The organism is Mammaliicoccus sp. Q-M61 (assembly GCF_022386055.1).
In the GTDB taxonomy this organism is placed as follows: domain Bacteria; phylum Bacillota; class Bacilli; order Staphylococcales; family Staphylococcaceae; genus Mammaliicoccus; species Mammaliicoccus sciuri_A.
In genome coordinates, this window is record NZ_JAJNJL010000017.1 from 1 (window position 1) to 25,125 (window position 25,125).

26 protein-coding genes are annotated in these 25,125 nt (G+C 33.4%); 19 read left to right on the forward strand and 7 right to left on the reverse strand.

All coding sequences use genetic code 11. The features are described from left to right. The 15 genes from LQ677_RS14150 to LQ677_RS14220 form a co-directional block, all read left to right on the forward strand. Positions 1 to 475: LPXTG cell wall anchor domain-containing protein (locus tag LQ677_RS14150; RefSeq protein WP_239749070.1), on the forward strand; the 475-nt coding region annotated here is incomplete at its 5' end. A gap of 492 nt (positions 476 to 967) precedes the next feature. Continuing rightward, the gene (licT, locus tag LQ677_RS14815) at positions 968 to 1,798 is read left to right on the forward strand and encodes a BglG family transcription antiterminator LicT (protein WP_239749071.1); all 831 of its coding nucleotides are present in this window, start codon (positions 968 to 970) and stop codon (positions 1,796 to 1,798) included. A 188-nt stretch (positions 1,799 to 1,986) separates the two neighbouring features. Then, complete coding sequence (locus LQ677_RS14160; RefSeq protein WP_204259040.1) at positions 1,987 to 3,897, forward strand: beta-glucoside-specific PTS transporter subunit IIABC; 1,911 nt, start codon at positions 1,987 to 1,989, stop codon at positions 3,895 to 3,897. 13 nt (positions 3,898 to 3,910) lie between these two features. Further along, complete coding sequence (locus LQ677_RS14165; protein WP_126476526.1) at positions 3,911 to 5,338, forward strand: 6-phospho-beta-glucosidase; 1,428 nt, start codon at positions 3,911 to 3,913, stop codon at positions 5,336 to 5,338. 27 nt (positions 5,339 to 5,365) lie between these two features. Beyond that, on the forward strand, positions 5,366 to 6,820 hold the full coding sequence (locus LQ677_RS14170) for a glycoside hydrolase family 1 protein (protein ID WP_239749072.1): 1,455 nt from the start codon (positions 5,366 to 5,368) through the stop codon (positions 6,818 to 6,820). Positions 6,821 to 7,013: 193 nt separating this feature from the next. Continuing rightward, complete coding sequence (locus tag LQ677_RS14175; protein ID WP_239749073.1) at positions 7,014 to 8,957, forward strand: BglG family transcription antiterminator; 1,944 nt, start codon at positions 7,014 to 7,016, stop codon at positions 8,955 to 8,957. A 2-nt stretch (positions 8,958 to 8,959) separates the two neighbouring features. Then, the gene (locus LQ677_RS14180; RefSeq protein WP_239749074.1) at positions 8,960 to 9,400 is read left to right on the forward strand and encodes a PTS sugar transporter subunit IIA; all 441 of its coding nucleotides are present in this window, start codon (positions 8,960 to 8,962) and stop codon (positions 9,398 to 9,400) included. Between the two features lies 1 nt (position 9,401). Beyond that, complete coding sequence (locus LQ677_RS14185) at positions 9,402 to 9,686, forward strand: PTS sugar transporter subunit IIB (protein ID WP_025906341.1); 285 nt, start codon at positions 9,402 to 9,404, stop codon at positions 9,684 to 9,686. A gap of 19 nt (positions 9,687 to 9,705) precedes the next feature. Next, positions 9,706 to 11,064, forward strand: coding sequence for a PTS ascorbate transporter subunit IIC (locus tag LQ677_RS14190; protein WP_065380902.1), 1,359 nt, complete (start codon positions 9,706 to 9,708; stop codon positions 11,062 to 11,064). Positions 11,065 to 11,540: 476 nt separating this feature from the next. Continuing rightward, positions 11,541 to 12,683 (forward strand): NADH-dependent flavin oxidoreductase, encoded by a 1,143-nt coding sequence (locus LQ677_RS14195; RefSeq protein WP_037590114.1) that lies wholly within the window; start codon positions 11,541 to 11,543, stop codon positions 12,681 to 12,683. A 132-nt stretch (positions 12,684 to 12,815) separates the two neighbouring features. Then, complete coding sequence (gene rpiA / locus LQ677_RS14200) at positions 12,816 to 13,496, forward strand: ribose-5-phosphate isomerase RpiA (protein WP_206180451.1); 681 nt, start codon at positions 12,816 to 12,818, stop codon at positions 13,494 to 13,496. A gap of 92 nt (positions 13,497 to 13,588) precedes the next feature. Further along, on the forward strand, positions 13,589 to 14,050 hold the full coding sequence (locus tag LQ677_RS14205; protein WP_037590116.1) for a DM13 domain-containing protein: 462 nt from the start codon (positions 13,589 to 13,591) through the stop codon (positions 14,048 to 14,050). Between the two features lie 71 nt (positions 14,051 to 14,121). Beyond that, the gene (locus LQ677_RS14210) at positions 14,122 to 14,559 is read left to right on the forward strand and encodes a DoxX family protein (protein WP_037590117.1); all 438 of its coding nucleotides are present in this window, start codon (positions 14,122 to 14,124) and stop codon (positions 14,557 to 14,559) included. A gap of 5 nt (positions 14,560 to 14,564) precedes the next feature. Next, a complete protein-coding gene (locus LQ677_RS14215; RefSeq protein WP_239749075.1) occupies positions 14,565 to 15,245 on the forward strand; it encodes a response regulator transcription factor in 681 nt (226 codons plus the stop codon). Continuing rightward, entirely contained in the window at positions 15,246 to 16,286 is a 1,041-nt protein-coding gene (locus tag LQ677_RS14220; RefSeq protein WP_159315704.1) for a sensor histidine kinase, read from the forward strand. A 53-nt stretch (positions 16,287 to 16,339) separates the two neighbouring features. Here the strand turns inward: LQ677_RS14220 and LQ677_RS14820 are convergent, their stop codons facing one another. After that, positions 16,340 to 17,842: a glycosyltransferase gene (locus tag LQ677_RS14820; protein WP_239705846.1), complete on the reverse strand. Its 1,503-nt coding sequence runs from the start codon at positions 17,840 to 17,842 to the stop codon at positions 16,340 to 16,342. A gap of 200 nt (positions 17,843 to 18,042) precedes the next feature. Between LQ677_RS14820 and LQ677_RS14230 the strand changes: the two genes are divergently transcribed. Beyond that, positions 18,043 to 18,696 carry a CPBP family intramembrane glutamic endopeptidase gene (locus tag LQ677_RS14230; RefSeq protein WP_239749076.1) on the forward strand — a complete coding sequence of 218 codons (654 nt, stop codon included), beginning with the start codon at positions 18,043 to 18,045 and terminating at the stop codon, positions 18,694 to 18,696. Positions 18,697 to 19,042: 346 nt separating this feature from the next. On the opposite strand, the gene LQ677_RS14235 is transcribed toward LQ677_RS14230, so the two are convergent. The 3 genes from LQ677_RS14235 to LQ677_RS14245 all read right to left on the reverse strand — a co-directional run bounded on the left by LQ677_RS14235 (position 19,043) and on the right by LQ677_RS14245 (position 20,732). Beyond that, the gene (locus tag LQ677_RS14235) at positions 19,043 to 19,456 is read right to left on the reverse strand and encodes an Rrf2 family transcriptional regulator (protein ID WP_239749077.1); all 414 of its coding nucleotides are present in this window, start codon (positions 19,454 to 19,456) and stop codon (positions 19,043 to 19,045) included. Between the two features lie 69 nt (positions 19,457 to 19,525). Next, a complete protein-coding gene (locus LQ677_RS14240; protein WP_191836544.1) occupies positions 19,526 to 20,155 on the reverse strand; it encodes an NAD(P)-dependent oxidoreductase in 630 nt (209 codons plus the stop codon). Positions 20,156 to 20,291: 136 nt separating this feature from the next. Continuing rightward, positions 20,292 to 20,732, reverse strand: coding sequence for an aggregation-promoting factor C-terminal-like domain-containing protein (locus tag LQ677_RS14245; protein WP_196308425.1), 441 nt, complete (start codon positions 20,730 to 20,732; stop codon positions 20,292 to 20,294). A gap of 212 nt (positions 20,733 to 20,944) precedes the next feature. On the opposite strand from LQ677_RS14245, the gene LQ677_RS14250 reads away from it, so the two are divergent. Further along, the gene (locus LQ677_RS14250) at positions 20,945 to 21,499 is read left to right on the forward strand and encodes a GNAT family N-acetyltransferase (protein ID WP_196308426.1); all 555 of its coding nucleotides are present in this window, start codon (positions 20,945 to 20,947) and stop codon (positions 21,497 to 21,499) included. A gap of 92 nt (positions 21,500 to 21,591) precedes the next feature. On the opposite strand, the gene LQ677_RS14255 is transcribed toward LQ677_RS14250, so the two are convergent. The 3 genes from LQ677_RS14255 to LQ677_RS14265 all read right to left on the reverse strand — a co-directional run bounded on the left by LQ677_RS14255 (position 21,592) and on the right by LQ677_RS14265 (position 23,182). Next, the gene (locus LQ677_RS14255) at positions 21,592 to 21,867 is read right to left on the reverse strand and encodes a helix-turn-helix domain-containing protein (RefSeq protein WP_037590125.1); all 276 of its coding nucleotides are present in this window, start codon (positions 21,865 to 21,867) and stop codon (positions 21,592 to 21,594) included. A 13-nt stretch (positions 21,868 to 21,880) separates the two neighbouring features. Next, positions 21,881 to 22,216 carry a type II toxin-antitoxin system RelE/ParE family toxin gene (locus LQ677_RS14260; protein WP_037590126.1) on the reverse strand — a complete coding sequence of 112 codons (336 nt, stop codon included), beginning with the start codon at positions 22,214 to 22,216 and terminating at the stop codon, positions 21,881 to 21,883. Between the two features lie 117 nt (positions 22,217 to 22,333). Then, positions 22,334 to 23,182 (reverse strand): oxidoreductase, encoded by an 849-nt coding sequence (locus tag LQ677_RS14265; RefSeq protein WP_239749078.1) that lies wholly within the window; start codon positions 23,180 to 23,182, stop codon positions 22,334 to 22,336. Between the two features lie 61 nt (positions 23,183 to 23,243). Here LQ677_RS14265 and panB point away from each other — a divergent pair, with 61 nt between their 5' ends. After that, positions 23,244 to 24,050, forward strand: coding sequence for a 3-methyl-2-oxobutanoate hydroxymethyltransferase (panB, locus tag LQ677_RS14270; protein WP_239749079.1), 807 nt, complete (start codon positions 23,244 to 23,246; stop codon positions 24,048 to 24,050). Continuing rightward, a complete protein-coding gene (panC, locus tag LQ677_RS14275; protein WP_239749080.1) occupies positions 24,050 to 24,892 on the forward strand; it encodes a pantoate--beta-alanine ligase in 843 nt (280 codons plus the stop codon). The genes panB and panC overlap by 1 nt, the downstream gene beginning before the upstream one ends. The last annotated feature ends 233 nt before the right edge of the window (positions 24,893 to 25,125 follow it).

Sequence of the window (25,125 nt, forward strand, 5' to 3'; positions counted from 1 at the left end):
GCCAATGCCAGAACCGACACCAGAGCCAATGCCAGAACCAAGTCCAGAGCCAACACCAGAGCCAACACCAGAACCGACTCCGGAGCCAAGTCCAGAGCCGACACCAGAGCCAATGCCAGAGCCAATGCCAGAACCAAGTCCAACAATGGATCACAAATCAGAACCAGCTGCTAATAATAGTATGCAACCAACAACTATGTCTACAGAAGATCAAGTCATGACAAATAAAGATCAACAGAATTCAGTTATGACAGTAGCAAACAAAGATAAAGTTGAATCAACAAAACAAGAAAAAAATAAAGAAAAAATGGCTACTGAACAATCAAAAGAACAAAGTAAAAAGCAAGAAAATAAAAATGAATTACCAAATACAGGTGAATTAGATAATACACAATATGCATTATTTGGATCACTTATAGCAGGATTAGGTTCATTATTATTATTTGGTAGAAGAAAAACTAAAAACAGTAAATAAAGAAATTTTAAAAGAGATATAAATAATAGTCTCGTACATGCCAACAAAGTCATAGTTTTGATTTTGTTGGCTTTTTTTATGAAGGAATTCCTTTTAAATAAGATTTATTAGCAAGTTTGTTGAGAAGTGCAAATAGTGGGTGTGTTAGTAACACTTCAGTCGACTTTTGTAACTAAGGAAGTTCTTAGTAACAGTTCAGCTGAGTTTTGTAATTAAGGCTGCCCATAGTAACAGTTCAGTGGAGTTTTGTAATTAAGGCTGCCTATAGTAACACTTCGGCTGACTTTTGTAACTAACACCCCCGTTACGAACAAGTTTGGTCGAAAGTGTTCACAACGCCACCATATCACCTTATATAATCCCCAAGCAAAGACTCACCAAAAATATAAGAATTGAATTAAAACAACTATATAAATTATTTCATTATTTTTAATTCTTGCTATAATGATAATTAATTGAAAAGTCAGTACATTTATTGGAAGGGTGAATGTCGTGAAGATTACGAAAATCTTAAATAATAATGTTGTGATTTCTAAGATTAATGGGGAAGAACGCATTGTTATGGGGGCTGGTATTGCTTTTGGGAAGAAGAATGGCCAGGCTATTGAGAAAGATAAAATTGATAAGATTTTTAGAATGACGAGTGACGAACAAGAGAGAATGCTTACTTTAATTAATGAATTAGATGATGATGTGTTACTCATTTCTCAGGAAATTATTGTTGAAGCGAATAAACTTTATAAAGAACCATTGTCTGAATCTATTTATATAGCGTTAACGGATCATATAAATTATGCAATCAAACGTCATAAAGAAGGTACAGTTATTAATAATCCGTTGCTTTATGAAATTAAGCGATTATATCCAGATGAATATAGACTTGGTTTGTTCGGTATTGATAGGGTGGCTAAACATTTTAATCTTGATATGCCTAAAGACGAAGCTGGTTTTATCGCGATGCATATCGTCAATGCGAATATGAACGAGTCTATCTCAAACGTTTATGAAATTACAAAAATCACTCAGAGTATTGTGAACCTAGTGAGATATCACTTTAATTTAGATATCTCTGAAGAAGAATTAAGTTACGCGCGTTTTATTACACATTTAAAATTTTTCAGTCAGAGATTAATTAATTCTGAAAGTTTAGAAGAAGTGATGGATATATCTTTATTGGCATCTTTACAGAGAAAATATAGTGAATCCAACCGTTGTGTCGATAAAATTGGTGATTTTCTAAAAAGAAATTATAATCACGATTTATCTAATGACGAAAGGGTTTATCTTATTCTACATATTGCTCGATTATTAAAATCTTCATGAAAGCGTTGACAAATAAAATGTAAGCGTTATAATAAATTTAAATTAATAAACAATTACTTTAAACGGCAAGTGAATTTGCTGTTTGGGATTGTAACTTTAAGTAGGCAAAACCCAGAGTAATGCATAACGAACATCGGGATTCGTATGTATTATTCTGGGTTTTTTTCTATGAAAATGGAGGGATTTAAATGAAGTATGAAGCGTTAGCAAAAGATATCGTAGAGAAAGTCGGTGGTAAAGAAAATATCAATTCTTTAACGCATTGTATTACAAGATTAAGATTTCAGCTGAAAGATACTGGAAAAGCTGATACAGAATATTTAAAGAATAAAGAAGGTATTGTGACGGTCATGGAATCGGGCGGCCAATATCAAGTTGTAATTGGTAATCATGTTCCAGATGTATATGATGCAGTTCGTAAAGAAGCAAATATGAGTGATGGTGCTTCTAGTGGTAGTTCATCAAGCAACGGATCACTATTTAATCGCTTTATTGATTTGATTTCAGGTATATTCCAACCAATTTTAGGCGTGTTAGCTGCAGCGGGGATGATTAAAGGTTTCGCAGCACTATTTTTAGCAGTTGGTTGGCTTACTGAAAAGTCGGGAACATATCAAATCATGCATGCAATTGGTGATGCATTATTCTACTTCTTCCCAATATTCTTAGGTTTAACAGCAGCGAAAAAATTTGGTTCTAATCAGTTTATTGGTATGGCATTAGGTGCAGCACTCGTTTATCCTACACTCGTAAGTGCGATGGCGTTAGGGAATGAAAATGCAACGATGCTCTTTAGTGGGACATTCTTTGAATCAGAAAGTGCTTTAACATTTTTAGGCATACCAGTCATATCAATGACATATACACAAAGTGTTATTCCAATTGTGTTCTCAGTATTCTTTGCATCTAAATTAGAGAAATTCTTGAAGAAAGTTATACCAGATGTCGTGAAGACGTTCTTAGTACCATTCTTTACATTAATCATTATTGTGCCATTAACATTCTTAATTATTGGACCAATCTCTACATGGGCAGCCAATTTAATTGGTGCAGGTGCAATAGGTTTATATAACTTTAGTCCATTATTTGCAGGATTATTGGTTGGCGCATTCTGGCAAGTCCTTGTTATTTTCGGTTTACATTGGGGGCTAGTAGCCATTGCCATTAATAATATTTCAACATCAGGATACGACATTATTATACCTTTAACTTTTGCAGCTTCATTTGCTCAAACAGGTATTGTGTTAGGTATATTCTTTAGAACTAAGAATAAGCAACTTAAATCTTTAAGTATTCCTGCATTCGTGTCAGGTATCTTTGGCGTAACAGAGCCAGCTATTTACGGTATTACTTTACCTAGAAAGAAACCATTTATTTATAGCTGTATTATAGCGGGGATAACTGGCGCTATGATCGGTTGGGCAGGTACGAAAATGTTCTTTATGGGCGGACTTGGTATTTTCGGATATACAATTTTTATCGGCAAAGCAGGATTAGATATGGCATTCTGGATGTCATTAATCGCAACAGGTGCAGCATTAGTGCTTGGTTTAATTGTCGGTTATTTAACGCATAGTGATAAGAAAGAAGCAACAATTGAAAAAGGTACTGACGCTGGAGAAACAGCACAAGAAGCAGTCGTAAATGATGTATTAGTAGAATCACCAGTATCAGGTAATGTTGTAGATTTAACAACGATTCAAGATCCAGTCTTTTCATCTTTAGCAATGGGTAAAGGTATTGCGATTGAACCCGATAGCAATGTTGTTGTGGCACCATTTAATGGTGTTGTCGAAAGTTTATTCCCGACTGGTCATGCAATTGGATTAAAATCAGACAACGGTGCTGAAGTATTGATTCATATTGGTATTGATACAGTTAAATTAGAAGGAAAGTATTTCAAGCCGCTTGTATCACAAGGAGAAACAGTTGAAATCGGACAACCTTTAATTGAATTCGATAGAGAAGCAATTAAGCAAGAAGGATACGATACAGTTATTCCGGTTGTTGTCACAAATTCAAATTTAGCAAAAGATGTCGTTCTTGAAGATCATAAAACGATTGAAACAGGTAAACATATATTGACGGTTATTTTATAGAGGAGGATTTTAAATGAGTTTAAGTAAAGATTTCTTATGGGGTGGCGCAGTAGCAGCCAATCAATGTGAAGGTGCATATGATGTTGATGGTAAAGGATTAAGTTTAGTGGATGTTCTACCAGCAGGAGAAGAAAGACAAATTCCATTATTCAATCCAGCTAAAGGTTTAAAAGAAACATTTGATTACTACCCAAGTCATGAATCGATTGATTTTTATCATCGTTATGAAGAAGATATTAAACTATTTGCAGAAATGGGCTATAAAGTGTTGAGAATGTCTATTTCATGGCCAAGAATTTTCCCGAAAGGTGACGAAGCTGAACCAAATGAACAAGGCTTAGCTTTTTATGATAAAGTGTTCGATACTTTAAAAGCTTATGACATTGAACCTTTAGTAACATTAAATCATTTTGATACACCACTTTATTTAGCTCAAGAATACGGTGGCTGGTATAACAGAAAAACGATTGATTTCTTTGTGAACTACAGTCGAGTTGTATTTGAACGTTACAAAGATAAAGTGAAATATTGGTTAACACACAACGAGATCAACATGATTTTACACATACCTTATATTGGTGGTGGGCTCATTATTGAAGATGAAGCTAATGCTGAACAAATTAAATATCAAGCTGCACATCATTTATTAGTTGGTTCAAGTCTTGCTACTAAAGTCGGTAAAGAAATTAATCCAGATTTCCAAATTGGTTGTATGTTAGCTGCCGGAGAAGTTTATCCAAATACTTGTCATCCTCAAGATATGTTAGCAGCACTTCAGAAAAATAGAGAACAATATATCTTTATTGATGTGCAATCAAGAGGCGAATATCCAAGTTATAGTAAACGCATGTTTGAAGAATTAGGTGTAGAGATTCAACAAGAACAAGGCGATGCAGAAATATTAAAAGCACATACTGTCGATTTTATTTCATTCTCGTACTATTCAAGCAGATTAGAAAGTGGCGATGAAGAAGTTAATAAACAAAAAGGTGCCGGTAACGCATTTGCATCATTAAAGAATCCTTACTTAGAAGCTTCTGATTGGGGTTGGCAAATTGACCCAGTAGGTTTACGCGTTACAATGAATCAAATTTATGATCGCTACCAAAAACCATTATTTATTGTAGAAAATGGACTTGGTGCGAAAGATGAAGTAACTGAAGACGGTAAGATTCATGATGAATATCGAATTAAATATTTAAGTGAACATTTAGATCAAATGATTGAAGCCGTTAAAGATGGTGTTGAGTTATTAGGCTATACGTCTTGGGGTTGTATTGATCTTGTTTCGGCAGGAAGCGGAGAAATGAAGAAGCGTTATGGCTTTATCTATGTTGATCGTGATAATCGAGGTAACGGTACTTTAGACCGTACGCCTAAAGATTCATTCTATTGGTATCAAAAAGTGATTCAAACAAATGGTGAAGACTTAAGTTATTAAATATTAACTATCAAAGGAGTGAAGAATATGGAGACGAACACAGGATTTAAAGATGGCTTTTTATGGGGTGGCGCAACGGCAGCCAATCAAATAGAAGGTGCATTTGATGAAGATGGTAAAGGTTTATCAAGCGCGGACTTTGTAGAATATATTCCGAAAGATCAAAGAACGAAAGATAATCATATGGAAGTGACAACTGAACATATTCAGAAAGTGTTGAGTGGTGAACATACCGGTCGATTCCCTAAAAGAGAAGGTATTGATTTTTATCATCGTTATGAAGAAGATATTAAATTATTAGCTGAAATGGGATTTAAAGCATTTAGATTATCTATTCATTGGTCTAGAATTTTCCCTAAAGGATATGAAGCAGAACCAAATGAAGCGGGATTAGCATTTTATGAGAAAGTGTTTAAAACATTAAAATCATATAATATCGAACCTGTTGTCACTTTGAGTCACTATGAAACGCCATATGGTTTAACAGAACGATATAATGGATGGGTAGATCGCGCAGTTGTTGGACATTTTGAACATTATGCTAAGACTGTGTTTAATCGATATAAAGGTTTAGTGAAATATTGGATGACATTTAACGAAATCAATATCATTAATATTTCACCATTCACAGGTGGCGGTATCATTTCAGATAAGTTAGAGAATCCGACTGAAGCATCTTATCAAGCGCTACATCATCAATTATTAGCATCTAGTTTAGCAACAAAAGCACTAAGAGAAATTGATGCAGACGCACAAATTGGTTGTATGTTAGCGAGAATGAAACATTATCCATATACATGTAATCCAGAAGATGTATTAAAAGCTATGCAAGAAGATCAAATGAATCTACTATATACAGATGTTCATGCGTTAGGAGAATATCCAAACTACTATAAACAATTTTTAAAAGAAAATAATTTTTCATTAAAGATTGAAGATGGTGACTTAGAAACACTTAAAGCATATACAGTAGATTATATTTCATTTAGTTATTATATGTCGTTACTATCCGCAAACAGTGAAGAAGGAGAAGTAACAGAAGGCAACTTGATGAATAGCTTGAAAAATCCATACTTGGAAGCATCAGATTGGGGTTGGCAAATAGATCCAATAGGACTCCGTATCGTGCTAAATGAATTCTGGGATAGATATCATAAACCATTATTTATCGTAGAAAATGGATTAGGTGCGAAAGACGTCGTAGAAGAAGACGGAAGCATTCACGATACTTATAGAATAGATTATTTACAAAAACATATACAAGAAATGAAAAAAGCCGTACAAGACGGTGTAGATTTAATAGGTTACTTAGCATGGGGACCTATTGATTTAGTATCTATGTCTACAAGTGAGATGAGTAAACGTTACGGATTTATATATGTCGATAAAGATGATGACGGCAACGGTACAGGCAATAGATCTAAAAAAGATTCATTCGAATGGTATAAAGAGGTTATCTCAACAAACGGCGCGCACTTATAAAATTGTATGTACAACTAAATAGCTGATTTAATGAATATCCGCATAATCTGACCACAATCAGATTATGTGGATTTTTTATGAAATAATGCAATCAGTTGCATTGATGTGAAATGTTTCGGATTATATAACGAAGTAGATTACACATCTATAACAACCAGTAAACGCTTACAATAAATACAGGGAGGTTATTTGATTGCTGAGTAAACGACAGAGAAATATATTGTCTTATTTATCATCTGAGAACAACTTCGTCACGATTTCTGAATTAGCATCTTTATTTCAAGTAAGTGAACGTACGATTCAATATGATTTAGAGTATATCGAATCGTTTAAAGAGAAATTGAATATTGATGTTGAAAGAAATAAAAGTTTAGGCGTCAAATTATCACATAAAGAAAACTACATGGCATCATCCGATGTTGAGTTAGATATTCATTATTCCAAGAATGAAAGAAAAGAACAAATTATTCTAAGATTATTTGAATCTACACATCCAATCAGTTCTCAAAGTTTAGCAGATTTGTTAAATGTATCACGACGAACAGTTGTAGATGATTTGAAAAGTGTTCAAGCTTGGTTAGAAACATATGGGCTTATGCTGGAATATAAAAAGAATAAAGGTTTTGTAATTGAAGGTAATGAAAAGCAACTCAGAGAAGCGTATGCGCATGTGGTGAATGAATACTTTAAGAAATCTACTGCACAAATTGGTATTGAAGTATTCTCGAAAGAAGAACTTGAAAAAATACGACGAGCTGTGATTACGACCATTAATAATCAAGACTTTCAATTAGTTCAAGTTGGTATTGATGGTTTAATATATCACATTATTATTGCAATTCATCGTGCCAAAGCAGAATTTGTATTTGAAATCCCTGATGAAGAGTATGAACGGCTGCGTAAGACAGAGGCATTTCAAATTGCCATTCAAATAACTGCCGAGTTAGAAAAGTTATTTGATATCGTATTTCCTAAAAGTGAAGCGGCATTTATAACTTTGCATTTATTAGGTGCACGTGTAAACAAGTATCATCAAGAACAATCACAACAGAATATAACGGAACTATCGAAATTATTTATTCAAAAAATCAGTGCTCAAATAGGTGTTCCGCTTATGCATGATCATAAATTAATCACTGGCCTTGTCACACATTTACAACCGGCAATTCATCGCATGTCATTTAATATGCAACATGAGAATCCTCTAAAGCAAGAGATATTAAGAGAGTATTATGAAGTTGTGTTAGCGATTAAACAACAAGTTTGGATATTTGAAGAAGCCTATCACGTTAAATTTAACGAAGATGAAATTGCATATTTAGCACTCCATATTGCTTCTTCAATAGAACGCATGTCTAACGAGGAAACGACACATATTAAAGTCATCTTATTATGTGGTTCTGGCGTTGGAACATCACAATTGTTAAAAAGCCGAATAAAAAATATTTACCCAGAGTTAGAAATATTAGATGCCTTTTCAATATATGACATTTCAGAAAGCTTTCTTAAATCTCACGGTGTAGATTATATACTTTCGACCGTTCCAGTAGAAGGTTTTTCAGTACCAACGATAGAAGTGTCACCATTCTTGAATAAAGATGATAGAAACAAGATCAATGAAATGATTAATGATTATAGAGAACGATATATATCCAGTTTCAAAACGGTCGGTCCGAGTTTAGAAGATGTCATTCCGGAAGAACATATCGAAACACATGTGAAAGCTGGTAGTAGAAATGAAGCCATCCAAAAGAGTGTTGCAATGTTGGTGAATTCAAAGCATGTAAATCCTCAATATAGTACCGATATTATGAAGCATTTAGATAAATTTGGACCGTATATGGTCATTGGTCCGAATATTGCTTTACTTCATTCGAATTTTGAAAATGTAAATGTACCGGTTAGCATGTCTATTACACATTTCGAAGATGGCATAGACTTCGGTCATGATCGATTTGATCCTGTAAAAGTTGTGATTACACTTGCGACGAGCCAACCACAAATACATTTGAATGCACTTGGTCAGTTGAGTCAAATCATTATGGATGAAGACGCAAGGGCAGAATTAATGAAAGGCGACAAAGCAGTAATACGACAACTCATAAAAAAAGCAATCCAAAGTGAGGAGAGTGTCTAAATTTGACCTTGATTATAAAAGAAGAACACATTCAAATTAAAGAAAAAGTATCCAATTGGGAAGAGAGTATTCAAATTGCAGCTCAGCCGTTATTGGAAGTGGGTTATTTTAATCAAGCTTATATCAATTCGATGATTCAAAGTGTGCATGATATGGGACCATACATTGTTATTGCGCCAGAGATTGCGATTGCACATGCAAGACCGAATGATGATGTTCATAAAGTAGGGTTGAGCTTACTTAAATTAAATGAACATATTAATTTCTCGGATAATAGCCATTATGCATCGTTAATATTTGTTTTAAGTGCAATTGATAACGAAGCACATCTTGAAATTTTAAGGAAATTAGCAACTATTTTAAGCGACAAAGAAACAGTTCAATCATTGATTGACGCAGACAGTAAATCAGAAATTATCAATATATTTAAGGAGAATGATTAATATGAAAATTTTAGTAGTATGCGGACACGGTTTAGGAAGTAGTTTCATGGTAGAAATGAATGCTCAAGAAGCTTTGAAGAATTTACAAGCTCCATCAGATATTGAAGTAGAGCACAGTGATATTATGACGGCTAGTCCAGATATGGCAGATATATTTATTTGTGGAAGAGACTTAGAAGAGAATGCACAACGTTTAGGTGAAGTAGTTGTGTTAGATAACATTTTAGACAAAGAAGAATTACAAAACAAACTAGAAGAAAAATTAAAAGGATTGAACATATTATAAGCAAAGGGGAGACACCAACATGAATTCAATTTTAGGATTTTTTGTAGATGTATTTAGTCAACCAGCTATACTCGTAGCACTTATCGCGTTAATCGGGTTAATTGTACAGAAGAAATCAGCAGCAGACATTACGTCAGGCACAATTAAAACGATACTCGGATTCCTAGTCTTAAGTGCTGGGGCAGGTGTTGTAACAAATTCTCTAGAACCTTTTGGAAAAATGTTTCAAGAAGCATTTGGTGTTCAAGGAGTCGTGCCAAATAACGAAGCCATTATATCAATTGCGCTGAAAGATTATGGTACAACAGCAGCATTAATTATGATGTTCGGTATGCTTGTGAACATATTTATAGCAAGATTTACGAACTTGAAATACATTTTCTTAACAGGGCATCATACATTTTACATGGCAGCGTTTCTAGCGATTCTTCTAACTGTTGGTAACATTACAGGTACGATGACAGTTGTTATGGGATCTATTATTTTAGGATTGATTATGGCTGTATTACCTGCACTTGGTCAGTCTACAATGAAGAAAATTACGGGGTCTGATCAAGTGGCAATTGGTCACTTTGGAACAGTTAGTTATTGGGCAGCAGGAGAAGTCGGTAAATTATTTTCTGGGAAATCAAAATCAACAGAAGATATTAACTTCCCTAAAGGACTCAGTTTCTTAAGAGAAAGTACAATCAGTATCTCACTAACAATGATCGTTCTATATATTATAGCAGCTTTATTTGCAGGTCCAAGTTTCGTTCATTCTGAATTAAGTGATGGCACTAACTTTATTGTCTTCTCTGTTATTCAAGGTGTGACATTTGCTGCAGGTGTGTTTATCATTTTAACAGGTGTTAGACTGATTTTAGCTGAAATTGTACCAGCATTTAAAGGTATTTCTGAAAAGCTTGTACCTAATACGAAACCAGCATTAGACTGTCCTATCGTATTTCCTTATGCACAAAATGCAGTATTAATTGGATTCTTTGTAAGTTTCATTACAGGTGTCATCGGTATGTTTATTATGTTCTTAATTGGTGGTGTCGTTATATTACCAGGCGTTGTCCCACACTTCTTCTTAGGCGCAACAGCAGGTGTGTTCGGTAATGCAAGAGGTGGTATTAAAGGTGCAATCGCAGGTTCAGCATTAAATGGTATCTTAGTAACATTCTTACCATTATTACTACTACCATTCATGGGTGATTTAGGTGCAGCATCAACAACATTCTCAGACACAGACTTCTTAGCAGTCGGAATTGTTGTCGGTTATATCGCGAAATTCTTAGGAATCGCAGGCGTTATTGCAATCATTGTTATCATTGGAGCAGTAGCCGTATTATTACAACAACGTACAAATAAAAAACTATCCGAAGAAAAATAGAAAAAGGCTTAGGATATAATAGGAAAAACTGAACTTATAAATTTAAGTTCAGTTTTTTCGTGTGCTGGGAGGTAATAGGTATATGTGAATGCCGAAGATGTGAGTTAAAGAGGCAGTAAACTCACGAGATTGCTGAAGATGTGAGTTAATGTTGGAATAAACTCACAAGATTGCTGAAGATGTGAGTTAAAGTTGGAATAAACTCACAAGATTGCTGAAGATGTGAGTTAAAGTTGGGGTAAACTCACGAGATTATTGAAGATGTGAGTTAAATATGAAGTAAACACACAAGATAGCTGAAGATGTGAGTTAAAGAGGAAGTAAACTCACAAGATTACCAAACATGTGAGTTAAAGGCTCAATAAACTCACGAGTTAACCAAAAAATCTATTTCATACCATTTCTATAAGCATTAAATTGGCATGTTATTTTCTGATGGTGGTATAGTGTTATTTCATAAGGAGGAGTTATTGAAAATGAACAAAAAATATGAACCTTTATTTAAATCTTTAAAATTACCGAATGGTGTGGAAGTTAAGAATAGATTTGTACTTGCGCCATTAACACATATTTCATCAAATGAAGATGGTACGATTTCTGATATTGAAATTCCATATATAGAAAAACGTTCTCAAGATGTAGGTATTTCTATTACTGCTGCGAGTTATGTTGAACCGCTTGGCCAAGCTTTTCCTGGACAACCATCTGTATCTAAAGAAGCGGATCTTGCTGGTCTTAAGAAACAAGCTGAAGTTATGAAGAAAAATGGTGCGAAAGCTTTAATTCAAATCCATCATGGTGGTGCGATGGCATTACCTGGATTAACGCCAACTGGTGAAGCGGCTGCTCCTAGTGAAGTTGAAGTGAAAGGCTTCGGACAACAAGAAACACATGTTGCGAGAGCATTAACTGTAGAAGAAATTGAACATACTATTGAATCTTTCGCGAACGCTACTAAAATAGCAATCGATGCTGGCTTTGATGGTGTTGAAATTCATGGTGCAAACCATTATTTAATTCATCAATTCTTCTCACCTTATTACAACAGAAGAGATGATGAGTGGGGTGAACATATTAAATATCCTTTAGCAGTTGTTGATGCTGTACTTAAAGTTGTACGTGAACATGCAACACCTGACTTTATCGTAGGCTATCGCTTCTCTCCTGAAGAAGTAGAATCTCCAGGTATTTCTATGGAATTAACAGAACAACTTGTTAAGACTTTATCTGAAAAACCACTTGATTACTTACATGTATCATTAATGGATATTCATTCAACAACAAGAGAAGGACAATATAAAGGTGAAGAACGTATTAAATTATTATTAGAATGGATAAATGGTCGTGTGCCATTAATAGGAATTGGTTCAATCTTTACTGCTGACGATGCATTATCAGCAATTGAAACAGGTGCACCACTTATTGCACTTGGTAGAGAATTGTTACTTGATTACCAATTCGTATCAAAAATCGAACAAGGAAAAGAAGACGAAATCGTTTCTGTATTCGATCCTGAAAGAGCAGATAAACATGATTTACCAGACCCATTATGGAAACAGTTTGTAGCAGGTTTCTACCCATTACCAAGAACTGATCAAGAAACTTCTCAAACTAAATAATCCATAATTTTATATATATAGTTTTGATTAGCTGAGGCATGAAGTTGCCTCAGCTTTTTTGTACTCTGAACAAATATTTTAGGTGTGTTAAACTTGAAACAATAATTGAAAAAATCGAATGAGGTGTACAACGTGAATCAAGATGAGCTAAAGAGAGAAGTTGCTTATGAAGCGGTTAATGATATACAAGATGGTATGACGATAGGAATTGGTACAGGTTCAACTATGCGTTATGCAATTGAGAAGTTAGGTGAACGTGTTAAAAATGGTCTTCAAATTAAAGGTGTGCCAACATCTGAAGATACTGCTGAATTAGCACGTATTCATCATATTCCGCTTACTGATTTTTCAGAAGTGAGCCATTTAGATTTAGTTATAGATGGTGCTGATGAAGTGGACGAAAATCTTCAATTGATTAAAGGTGGCGGTGGTGCGTTACTACGTGAAAAAATTGTTGCGAATGCCACGGATAATTTTATTGTGATTGTAGATGAAACGAAATACGTTAAGACGTTAGGTAAGTTTAAGCTACCAGTAGAAGTTGTGCCTTTTGGATGGGAAATCACAGCACGTGCAATAGAAAGTTTAGGTTGCCAAGCGACATTACGAATGAAAGATTCAAATGTATATGTGACAGACAATGATCATTACATATTAGATTGTGAGTTTGGAGAGATTCATCATCCAGAACAATTAAATCAAGATTTAATATCTATCATAGGCGTTGTAGAGACTGGATTATTTATCAATATGACGAAAAAAGTATTCATGAGTCGTTCTGAAACACAAAGCGTCATTAAAATCGAGAATTAATAATGAGTTCATAGTAGTTAATAAACAGTTAATGGTTTATTGATGTCATAGGGCATAAACTTAACATATCAACTAAAGAGGAGATGTGTTAAATGAACTTAACTAAAACAACATTTGGAGCATTTGCATTAACAACAACTATATTATTAGGTGCATGTGGTAATAATGATATGCAAAAAGACGATAAGATGGATACGAAAACTGAAATGAAAGATAAAGACATGAGTAAAGAAAACATGAAAGACAGTGACATGAAAGACATGATGATGTCTGGAATGTTTGAATCTATGAATGGTGAAAAAGTAGAAGGTAAGGCAACGATTAAAGATAATAAATTAATGTTAACTGATTTCAAATCATCAAAAGGACCTGACTTACATGTTTACTTAACTAAAGATGGCGATATTAAAAAAGGTATGAAAATTGATAAAGTAGATTACGATAAGATGGAACAAACATTTGATTTAAAAGACATGGACACATCTAAATATAATGAAGTGACAATTTATTGTGATAAAGCACATGTTGTATTCGGTAGTGCTAAATTAAAATAAATACGTTTCACTAAGGGGGAATTCAGTAATTCTGAGTTTCCCTTAAACTTTATAAAAGGAGAAAGCATGTCATGACAAAGATATATACATTCATATGTTTAATCATTCGCGTTTATAGTGGTTATTTAATCTATATGCAAGGATATGAAAAATTAACAGGAGGGTTTAGTTTACAAGGATTAACGCAAGTAATCGCACAGAATCAAGACTCTCCTATGTGGTACAAGTGGTTTTTTGAGCATATTATTGCACCATATACGACTTTATGGGAATGGGTCATTCCTTTAGGTGAAATATTTTTAGGATTAGCTTTAATTCTAGGATTTCTGGAGTATTATGCAGCACTTTTTGGTATATTTATAATGATAAATTACATTTTAGCAGATATGATTTTTACGTATCCACTTCAGCTTGTAGGCTTTATATTGATTGCATTAAATATCAGAAGTTTACGTAAATTATCAGCAGCTGCTATCGTTAAGAAGTTTATGAAGAAGGAAGCGGGATAGAGATTATGGCGCATATTTTAATTGTAGATGACGAACAAGATATTCTAGATATTTGTAAGACTTACTTTGAATATGAAGGGCATCAAGTTGTGACAGCTTCGGATGGACAACAAGCCATCCATCAGTTGAATGACGCAATTGATTTAATGATATTAGATATTATGATGCCCGAAAAAAACGGTTATGATGTCGTTAAAGAGATGAAAGCGCGGGAACTAGACATTCCTTTTATCTATTTAACTGCTAAGACGCAAGAACACGATACGCTCTATGCATTGACGTTAGGTGCAGACGATTATATAAAGAAACCATTCAGTCCTCGTGAACTCGTGTTAAGAGCGCATAACTTATTAAATCGTACTCAAAAATATTTTAAACAAGATTACTTAACATTTGGTTCTTTACAATTATGTAAACAAGAAAAAATCATTAAAGTAAATGATCAAGAAGTATCATTAAGAGTAAAAGAATTTGATGTACTTTGGTATTTAGCAGACCACGAGAAAATGGTCATTTCTAAATCAGAACTACTCGAAAAAGTATGGGGATACGACTATTACGAAGATGCCAACACAGTAAATGTACATATACGTCGTATAAGAGAAAAGTTAGAACAACATCAATATGATGAATATGTTATTAAAACCGTTTGGGGATTAGGTTATAAATTTGAAAGGGCGAAATAAATGCTAACAATTCGAACACAAGTTATCACTGCATTTATCAGTAGCATTGTATTAACGACAATTATTCTAGCAATTGCATATAAATGGATGTGGTTTAATGCACATACAACATTACTTTTGACGATTAGTGCGATTATTTCAAGTTGTTTAACGACAGTCATTTGTATGTTGTTTATTACGCCATTAGTTAAACGTATTAGATTGTTGAATAAACAAACAAAATTAATAGCAGATGGACAATATAGTGAAACGGCCATAAAAATAGATAGTCCGAAAGAAATGAAAGAATTAAGTGAGGCCTTTAATACTATGGCTCGAAATATTGAAGCGCAAATACAACAAGTTCAATATGAACAACAAGAAAAAAGTGAAATGGTACAAAATTTAACACATGATTTAAAGACACCATTATCAAGTATTACGTCCTATGCAGAAGGTTTAAAAGAAGGTATTATCAGTCAATCAGATGAACAACAGAAAGCTTACAGTGTGTTAATTAAACAATCTCAAAGAATTTCAATGATGTTTGATGAATTGACTAGTGTAATGGAAATTAATCGGGATCATAAACAGAGTTATCCATTAGAAACGATCTATTTAGATAAACTTTTTGTGACACTTTTACAATCTTATGAACAACAAATCTCGAGTGAAAATCGCACGATAGATGTTAATTTATGTGAAGATATCACTTACTTCAAACAATACAAAGTACCATTAGAACGTATACTCATGAATATTTTAGATAATGCATTTAAATATACACAACTTGGAACAAGAGTTGAAATTAAAGTTACGAAAGAAGACAGTAATATATGCATTGCCGTTTCTGATGATGGTCCAGGTATCGCAGAGCAACATTTACACCGTATATTTGATCGCACTTATCGCGTTGAAGCGTCTAGAAACAAAGATACGGGTGGGTCAGGTTTAGGTTTATATATTGCGAAAAATCTGGCCGAACAAATGGACGGACAGTTAAAGGTAGAAAGTAAAGAGGATGTCGGTACAACATTTTATTTAATAGTACCTATGAAATAACATAAATAAGAACCCCCAATTCAGAATGATGAATTGGGGGTTATTGTTTGAATTTATGATTTTACTTCACCTAATAAATGAAGCCATTTCTTAATAATTTCACTTTGTGCGTATTTTTGTGATTCAGTCATACAGTTGTCTCGGAATGTTTTTTGCAGTTCAGGATTACTTAAGTAAGACTTCACGGTTTCATAAAGGTTGTCCTCATCATTTCTAGGAACAAGATAACCGTTTTTACCGTTAACAATCAATTCACTTGGTCCATAAGGGATGTCATAACTGATTGCAGGTAGCCCATTTGATAATGATTCCAACAATGCTAATGCAAATCCCTCCATATTACTTGTTATCATACTTACATGGAATTTGTGCATTTCTTTCGTAATATTAGGGATGAATCCACGGAATTTAACATGTTCTTCTAAACTTAATGAATCAACCAATTCTTTTAATTTATTTAATTCACTACCAAATCCAAATAAATGAAGTTCAATTTGCTCAAAATCTTCTTTCAATTTATCGACGAGTCGAATTTGATGCTCGAGTTGTTTCTCAGGTGAATATCGTGCGATCGACATTAATTTAATTGGCCCGTCAGGCACAGTAGGTGAATAATTCGGCTCTATTGGTTGAGCATATCCAACTGGAATATTATAAACAGGTATTTTTGATTGAATACGCTTCTCTACATCTTTCTTTTGTTGAAGAGTAGATACTAAAATACCAGAAAATCGCTCTAAATGATTGAATACACTACCATAAATATTTTTAATGTCTGAACCTTCGATATCATTGTTGTCCTTAACATGTGTACTATGTAATACAGATATAACGGGTATTTTCGAATCTGTAAGTAAGAATGGTGGAGAAGTAATAGCAGTCTTATCACTAAAGAATAAGTCACCGTCTTTATATAAATGTTCATAGAAAAATGCGACCAGTTCATTTTTGTTATCAAATATATAATCTTTAGAATGAAAATCATAAAGCATGATTCTAGAAATGATTTCTTTTTCTTGATTTTGATCGAAATATATTTCTAACTTTACTTGTCCATTTGGTGTTAAATAAGCATCATAGACCGGCTTTTCTTTAGCACACATATATCTAATACGACTTAAGAAACCTCTAGAATCGTAATAATCTCTTTTACATTTTTTATCTTTTGTATCTATATGATTCACAAAATTTAATAATTTGTAGTCGGAGTCGCGGAAACTAGCATATATAAATCTCTTACCATTGCGAAATACTCTTACATCGTTTGTATTAGGAATATATTTAATTTCATAGTTCAAATCATGTTGCCAATATTCAATCCAGTCTTTAACTGTATTCATATGAATGTTTATAGATTCTTGAAAATAATCAAACATTGAAAAGACTTGTTTATTTACTCCGAATATATGAGCATTCTTATGTAAATTAGGATTCCAAGATAATGTAATAATTTTTGCTGACAAGTTGTATGAATTAAATAATTTTAGTCTATTTATAACTGATTTTTCAATGCCAGTTATTTTATTATTGATATTATTTACAATAAAATAGTTCACTTTTAAATCACCTACAAAATATAATTATACATATATAATATACGATATTTCATATTGTCATGTCAGTATTTTATGTAAAAAATCTGGAAATAAGCCGTATAATGAGAAGTTACAATAACATAAGATTTCCTGTTATAATGGACGAAATACATTTATTTATAAAAAATAAATTGTTAATTTATTGAAATGAGGATAAATAAATGAGTATGAAACAAATGTTTGAAGATAGTGAACCAATTTTTCAAGATCAAACGAAGTATGTAATCTTAAAGTCGTGTTTACTCATTATTATATGCATGGGTACATATACATCGATTGCGTTAGCTAGCAATTTGTTCATTGTATTAATAGGGTGTGTGTTATTTATCCTGTTACTTTATTTAATGCATCGATTCCAATTACAACTTATTAAATTTGAAGCTTTAAAGAAAGCAGATATCAAATATACATTGAGTACATTAGGTATAGCACTTATCATGTATTGGACTGTATCGGCAATTATAGGACAACCACAAAATCAAATGGAAGTATATAAAGATTTAAATACTTTACCTCTATACATATCTATTATTATATTTGTGATACTAGGACCAATATTTGAAGAGCTTATATTTCGAGGTTTCATGTTAAAAGGGATGTTTAAAGGACATCTACTAATAGGATATATCGTATCTAGCGTACTATTTGGATTGTCACATGGACCATCAAGTATAGGTGAGTTTATCATTTACTTTGGAATAGGATTATTATTTGGCGCACTTTATTTAAAGACTAATCGATTAGAAGTAGCCATTATAGCGCATGGACTAAATAATCTAGTACATATTCTTATATATTTAGTGTTTTTTAATTAGATATCGTGCGCAAAGGTACAAAATAGGAGTGTAACGCACGAAGACTCGTAGATATCGTGCGCTAGAGCACAAAATAAGGGTGTATCGCACGAAGACTGAGAGATATCGTGCGCTAGGGTACAAAATAGGAGTGTATCGCACGAAGACTGAGAGATATCGTGCGCTAAGGTACAAAATAGGGGTGTAACGCACGAAGACTCGTAGATATCGTGCGCTAGGGTACAAAATAGGGGTGTAACGCACGAAGACTCGTAGATATCGTGCGCTCAGTTTCTCATTTAAACAAAAATAAAGCTGGAGACATCTGTTGTTAAAGATGTCTCCAGCTTTTTCTATATAATTAAAATTACTGTACGGTTTCGGTCATTTTAGATGTTAAATCTAATATGGATGTTTGATTGAGTGTATCAATAATTTGTTGATCTACTTGTGTGTATACATCATCTAATGCAGACTGTATATTTTGTCCGACGATACAATCTGGATTTGTGTCTTGATGAATTTTAGCGAAATGCTCTTCATCTTGAATAAGTTTATAAACGTCGCCTAATAAGATTTGGTCTGCTGATTGAGCCAGTCGATAGCCTGATTTACCTTGTTGGCTCTCGATTAAGTTACCATTTTTTAAATATTTACATATTTTTCTTACAAGTGTAGGGTTACTATTAATGCTACCTGCTATAAATTTACTAGATATAGGTTCTTTGTTTACAGATAGTAATGATAATATATGAATTGCTACTGATATTTGTGTATTCACGCTTTTCACCTCTTAGATTCCTTATTTATTATAACTTTGAGAGATGAGAATTGCGATAGTAAATGCGTATTATTTTGATAATACTGAAATTCTTTCTTGGATATGGTTACCTTCAGTTGCTTCATCTACTAATGCAATGGCGTAATCAGCATAGCTTATTTTACTTTCACCTTTATCGTTTAAAGTGAAGACTTCCCCAGCTAAAATGTATTCTCCAGTTCTTTCTCCATCAGCTATAAATTCTGCTGCAGGACTTATAAATGTCCAGCGTACGTCATCTCTTTTACGAAGGTCTACAAGAGCTTTACCTTGAGATTTTGCAAGTGGTTTAAATACTTCTGGAAAATCAGGTGTATCGAAAAGTTGATTTTCTAATTGATCATCAACGTATAAACTACCAGCGCCTCCGATAATAATTAATCGTGTGTTTGTGTTTGATAAAATATCACTTAAATGTTGAATAGAGTCTTGGTGTAAATGAAGTTTGTCTTCTCTAATTTCACCGAAAGCATCTACAACAACATCGAATTGTGTTAAGTCTTCAGTTGTTAAATCAAATATATCTTTAATAATAGATTGTGTTGCCACTGTTTTATTTTCGTTACGAACGATGGCTGTTACATCTAATCCTCTGTTAATTGCTTCTTCTGTAATTAATTTACCTGCTTTACCGTTTGCTGCTATAACACCTATTTTCATTTTACATAACCTCTTTCTTGTATTTAATTTAGATACAAGTTGAGTATAATATGTATATCGGGTTTTGTCAAAGATTTTGTGTATAAAAAAACTGCTATGTGGAAATCCACATAGCAGATGTTTGTTTATTTATATCTTACCACCAGTTATTAGCTTGACGGAAAGCAATTGCAGCTTCGATTGAACCATAACGTTCTTTAGCATACTTGATCATGCCTTTAGTTTGTTCAGTAACACTACCTGTACCCCAAGATTCTTTAGTTTGACCAAGACCTCTGTAGCCAAGTTCATTTACGGCATTTGGGTTACCGCTAGATTCAGGCATTACGATGTTATCCCATAATGCTTTTGTACCGCCAGCAGCGATAAACTCTTTATATACTTCACTTGTATTAGATGAATCAGTTGATTCTGTAGTTTGAGTTGATTGAGTCGGTTGAGCGACTTGTGTAGTTGTATAGTTATAGTTTGTATTTTGATTAGAGTAGTTTGTATATTCACTTGCATCTGCTTGAGCGCCAAATCCAGAAGCAATAATGCCTGCTGCAGCTGTTGTTGCAAATAATAATTTCTTCATAAAAAAATATCCTCCATGTGCTATTTAAAGCATTTATAAATTTTGTATCTTTATTACTTCATACACTCTAACACCATTTTTGATATCATAGGTTACAGGAGAATAAAAATAAAATTTCTTTTATGACAGTCAGATTAAAAAGATAATAGGCATATGACAAGTTGTAATTTGAAACGTTTACAGTAACTTTATAGAAATAGAGGTGTATTATTATGGAAAGAATTAAGCTTAAGATGATTAGAAATCATTTAGACAACATACCTGAATATGAATTACCAGAAGGTTACTCAATTAGATTGTTTAAAGAAGGGGACGAACGTCTTTGGGCAGAAGTTGAAACTGCTGCAGGAGAATTTTCAAATATAGACGAAGCATTGCAAAGGTTTCATAAAGAATTTGGCTCTCATATAGAAGAAATGAAATATAGATGCTTATTTATTGAGAATAATTCAGGAGACGTAATAGGAACGACGACAGCATGGTTCGGGCAATTACCATTAACAGACTCACATCTAGGTAGAATACATTTCGTAGCCATTAAACCGGAATATCAAGGTAAGAAATTATCAAAGCCATTATTGAGTGCAGCACTTAACAAAATAATAGAGCTTGGTCATAAAGAAGTATATTTAACGACACAAACAACAAGTTATTCAGCAATTAATATGTATTTAAATTATGGTTTCGAACCATATGACCCAGATAATACAGATCAAAAAGGTTGGTTGATGATGGAAGATATATTAAATAGGAAGTTAAACGTATAAAAAATGCCCCTATACTATTATTCCCGTGGTATAGGGGCTATAAATTAATGTGTACTATTAATTTGTCAAAGCCAAAAAGAATATTAAGTATTCTATAATTTAGTCAAAGTTAATTCTTTATCAGCTAAATGAGCGATTTCATCCATTAAACCGAAAGAAGGGTTAACATCTCCGTTTTCAATTCTGGCTATAGTAGATTGAGGTTTGTTAAGTTTATTAGCTAACTCTCTTTGGGACCAGCCTTTTTCCTCCCTTAAGTTAACAACCAACATTGCAGCTCTTAATTTTTTTCTTGCCATTTTATGTTCATGAGCTAAATGAGGATTATCGCTTATACTTTTAGCAATCAGTTTGTCTGTTTGACTCATTTTTTTCACATCCTTAATCTAAATAATTTCTTCTAATTCTTTTACCTTTTTCAATCTCTTTTTTAGGTGTTTTTTGTTGTTTCTTAGTGAAACCGTGAGTTATTACATATCTGTTATCAACTACTCTAAAATATATAACTCGTTGAATGTTACTACCTCTTTTCGAACGTATTTCATAAAGATTCTTTTCTAGTTTCTTTGTCCATTCCATTTTTTGAGCTTGTTGAATTCCATATTCTTCAATTAAAGATATAATCTGAAGTAGTTTAACTGAATCTTTAACAGGTATGCTGTTGAGATATTCTTGAAAACTTACTATATTGTCGTATTCAAATATTATGCTTTTCATATTTATATGATAGCATTTATGCTATCAATCGTCACTTTATTTACTCGAAAGTTAAACGTATAAAAAATGCCCCTATACCATTATTCCCGTGGTATAGGGGCATTTAATATGGATGCATTAATAAGTACTTAAAACTGCATAAGTACTATCTATATAAGGTGTTTTTAAATTGTGTTTTTGGCTAATTTTGTAGATATAACCTTGTATAAACGCTGTCTCTAAAGGTCTTTCACTTATCATGTCGTAATACATACTTGTACCCATGTCATCAGGGTAGCCTTCATAAATTTTCATTATGCTCTCTTCAAAATCATCATCAAAATATATACCTTCAGCTTTAGCGACACGATTACCTTCAACTAATAAGTTGTAACAAAGTGCATGTATTTGATCATGTTTAAGTACACGAGCTGGTTGTCTTGTTAGAGCAGTTACCGTGTTAATACCTAAATTGACGATTAATTTATACCAAACATGTTGATCATAATCTTCGAGACATTCAATATTAAGTAAACTATTTTCAGTTAAACTTTTAATGTCTAATGTTTGTGCGTGAACAGGTAATCTTAAAGTCCAATCTCTAAAGTGCGTGACGACGTTGTCTTCTTTTTGGCCACTTATATAAACGACTGCATGAAATTTGTGCGGGTGATCAATTTTCTCTAACTGTCCATAGCCATTTTGAGTTAAAATAATAACGCTATTAGCATGTAGGATATGATGAAGATACGGGATGATTGTGTCAAGTTGCGTTGCTTTAACAGCAATAAATAAGATATCTACTTTTTCATGTGCATCTTCTAAAGATTGAATGGGAAATGAATGTTGCACATCTTGATTGTATTCTTGGAAATAGACTGTTGTGTTTGATCTTCCAAATAGCGTAACATCAAGGTTTGATTGCGTTAATGCAAATGTAATGGCTGTACCCACAGCGCCAGGACCGATTATTCCAAACTTTTTCATTTATTATTTTCCTTTCAATGTTAATATATACATAATAACAAATATAAGAAGGTGGTACGGGATGAAAACCATTAAACAATTGTTGTCCATGAAAGAACAAAAAGAAAAAATATCCATGATTACAGCATACGATTATCCAAGTGCTAAACAAGCAGAAGCAGCAGGAATAGACACTATTTTAGTAGGCGATTCTTTAGGAATGGTTTTGTTGGGCTACGATAGTACAGTCGAAGTGACAATGGAAGATATGATACATCATGCGAAAGCTGTTAGAAGAGGTGCACCAGAAAGTTACGTAATCGTTGATGTACCTTTTGGAGCAGTCGGTATTGATCATACAACGGATATGAAAAATGCAATTCAATTGTATAAAGATACTAAAGCAAACGCTGTGAAAATCGAAGGTGTGCATACGACATTGATCCAAGGTTGTACTCAAATTGGTGTGCCAGTCGTATCTCATTTAGGTTTAACACCTCAAAGTGTCGGCATTACAGGTTATAAATTACAAGCAAGCTCAAAAAGAGAAGCTGAACAATTGATAGAAGATGCGAAAGCAGTGGAACAAGCAGGTGCAGTTATGCTCGTATTAGAAGCGATTCCAAGTGATTTAGCAGAAGTGATCACGGAACAACTGACAATTCCAGTTATCGGTATTGGCGCTGGAAATGGTACAGATGGTCAAGTACTTGTATATCATGATTTATTAAATTACGGTTCAGAACATATTGCTAAGTTTGTGAAACAATATGGTGATTTTTCAAATGGTGTAGATGCACTAAAAGCATATCATGAAGAAGTTAAAAGTGGTGCATTCCCTTCAGAAGCACACACATATAAGAAGAAAGTGATGGGGGAGACAGAGTAGTGACGCAAGTAGTAGAACGTATTAAAGATATGAATTCAATCGTATCTCAATTTATATCTCAAGGTAAAACAATAGGACTCGTACCAACGATGGGTGCATTACACGATGGTCATTTAAAAATGATGAAACAATCAATAGAAGAAAATGACATTACTGCAGTGAGTATTTTTGTAAATCCATTACAATTCGGACCTAATGAAGACTTTGATGATTACCCAAGACCATTTGAATCTGATTTAGAGAAGCTTAAACAAATTGGTGTAGATTATGTATTTCATCCAACAGTTGAAGAAATGTATCCAGGAGAACTAGAGATGACGATTACAGTAGGTCGTTTAGCACAAGTGCTAGAAGGTAAGAAAAGACCAGGTCACTTTGATGGCGTTGTAACAGTTGTTAATAAGCTGTTTAATATTATTCAACCAACACGCGCATACTTTGGTAGAAAAGACGCACAACAACTCGCTATAATAGAGAAAATGGTAGAAGACTTTAACCACTCAGTTCAAATCGTACCAATAGATATCGTGCGAGAAGCAGACGGACTAGCAAAAAGTTCAAGAAATATCTATTTAACAGAAGAAGAAAGAAAAGAAGCCGTACATTTATCTAAAAGTTTAACATTAGCTAAGAAGAAATATGACGAAGGCGAGAGAAATAGCGACGTCTTAATACAAGCTATCACGCAATATTTAGAAAGTAACGTGAGCGGAGATATAGTAGAAGTTGCAATTTACAGTTATCCAGAATTAGAAGAACAACATACAATAGAGGGACAAATCTTTATTTCACTAGCTGTTAAGTTTAGCCAAGCAAGATTAATAGATAATATTATCATATAGGAAAGTATTGAAGCCGCTTGTGCAGGGGCACAATCGGCTTTTTGTATTTTGATGGGGGCGCTAACGATCAAGACTGTAAAACAAGATCGTTAGAAATTCTAACGCTCAAGAATCACAAACAAGATCGTTAGCCGGTAGAAATTTTCAAAAAATGAGAGAAACCGAGGCGCTAACGATCAAGAGTGCAAAACAAGATCGTTAGAAATTCTAACGCTCAAGAAACAGAAACAAGA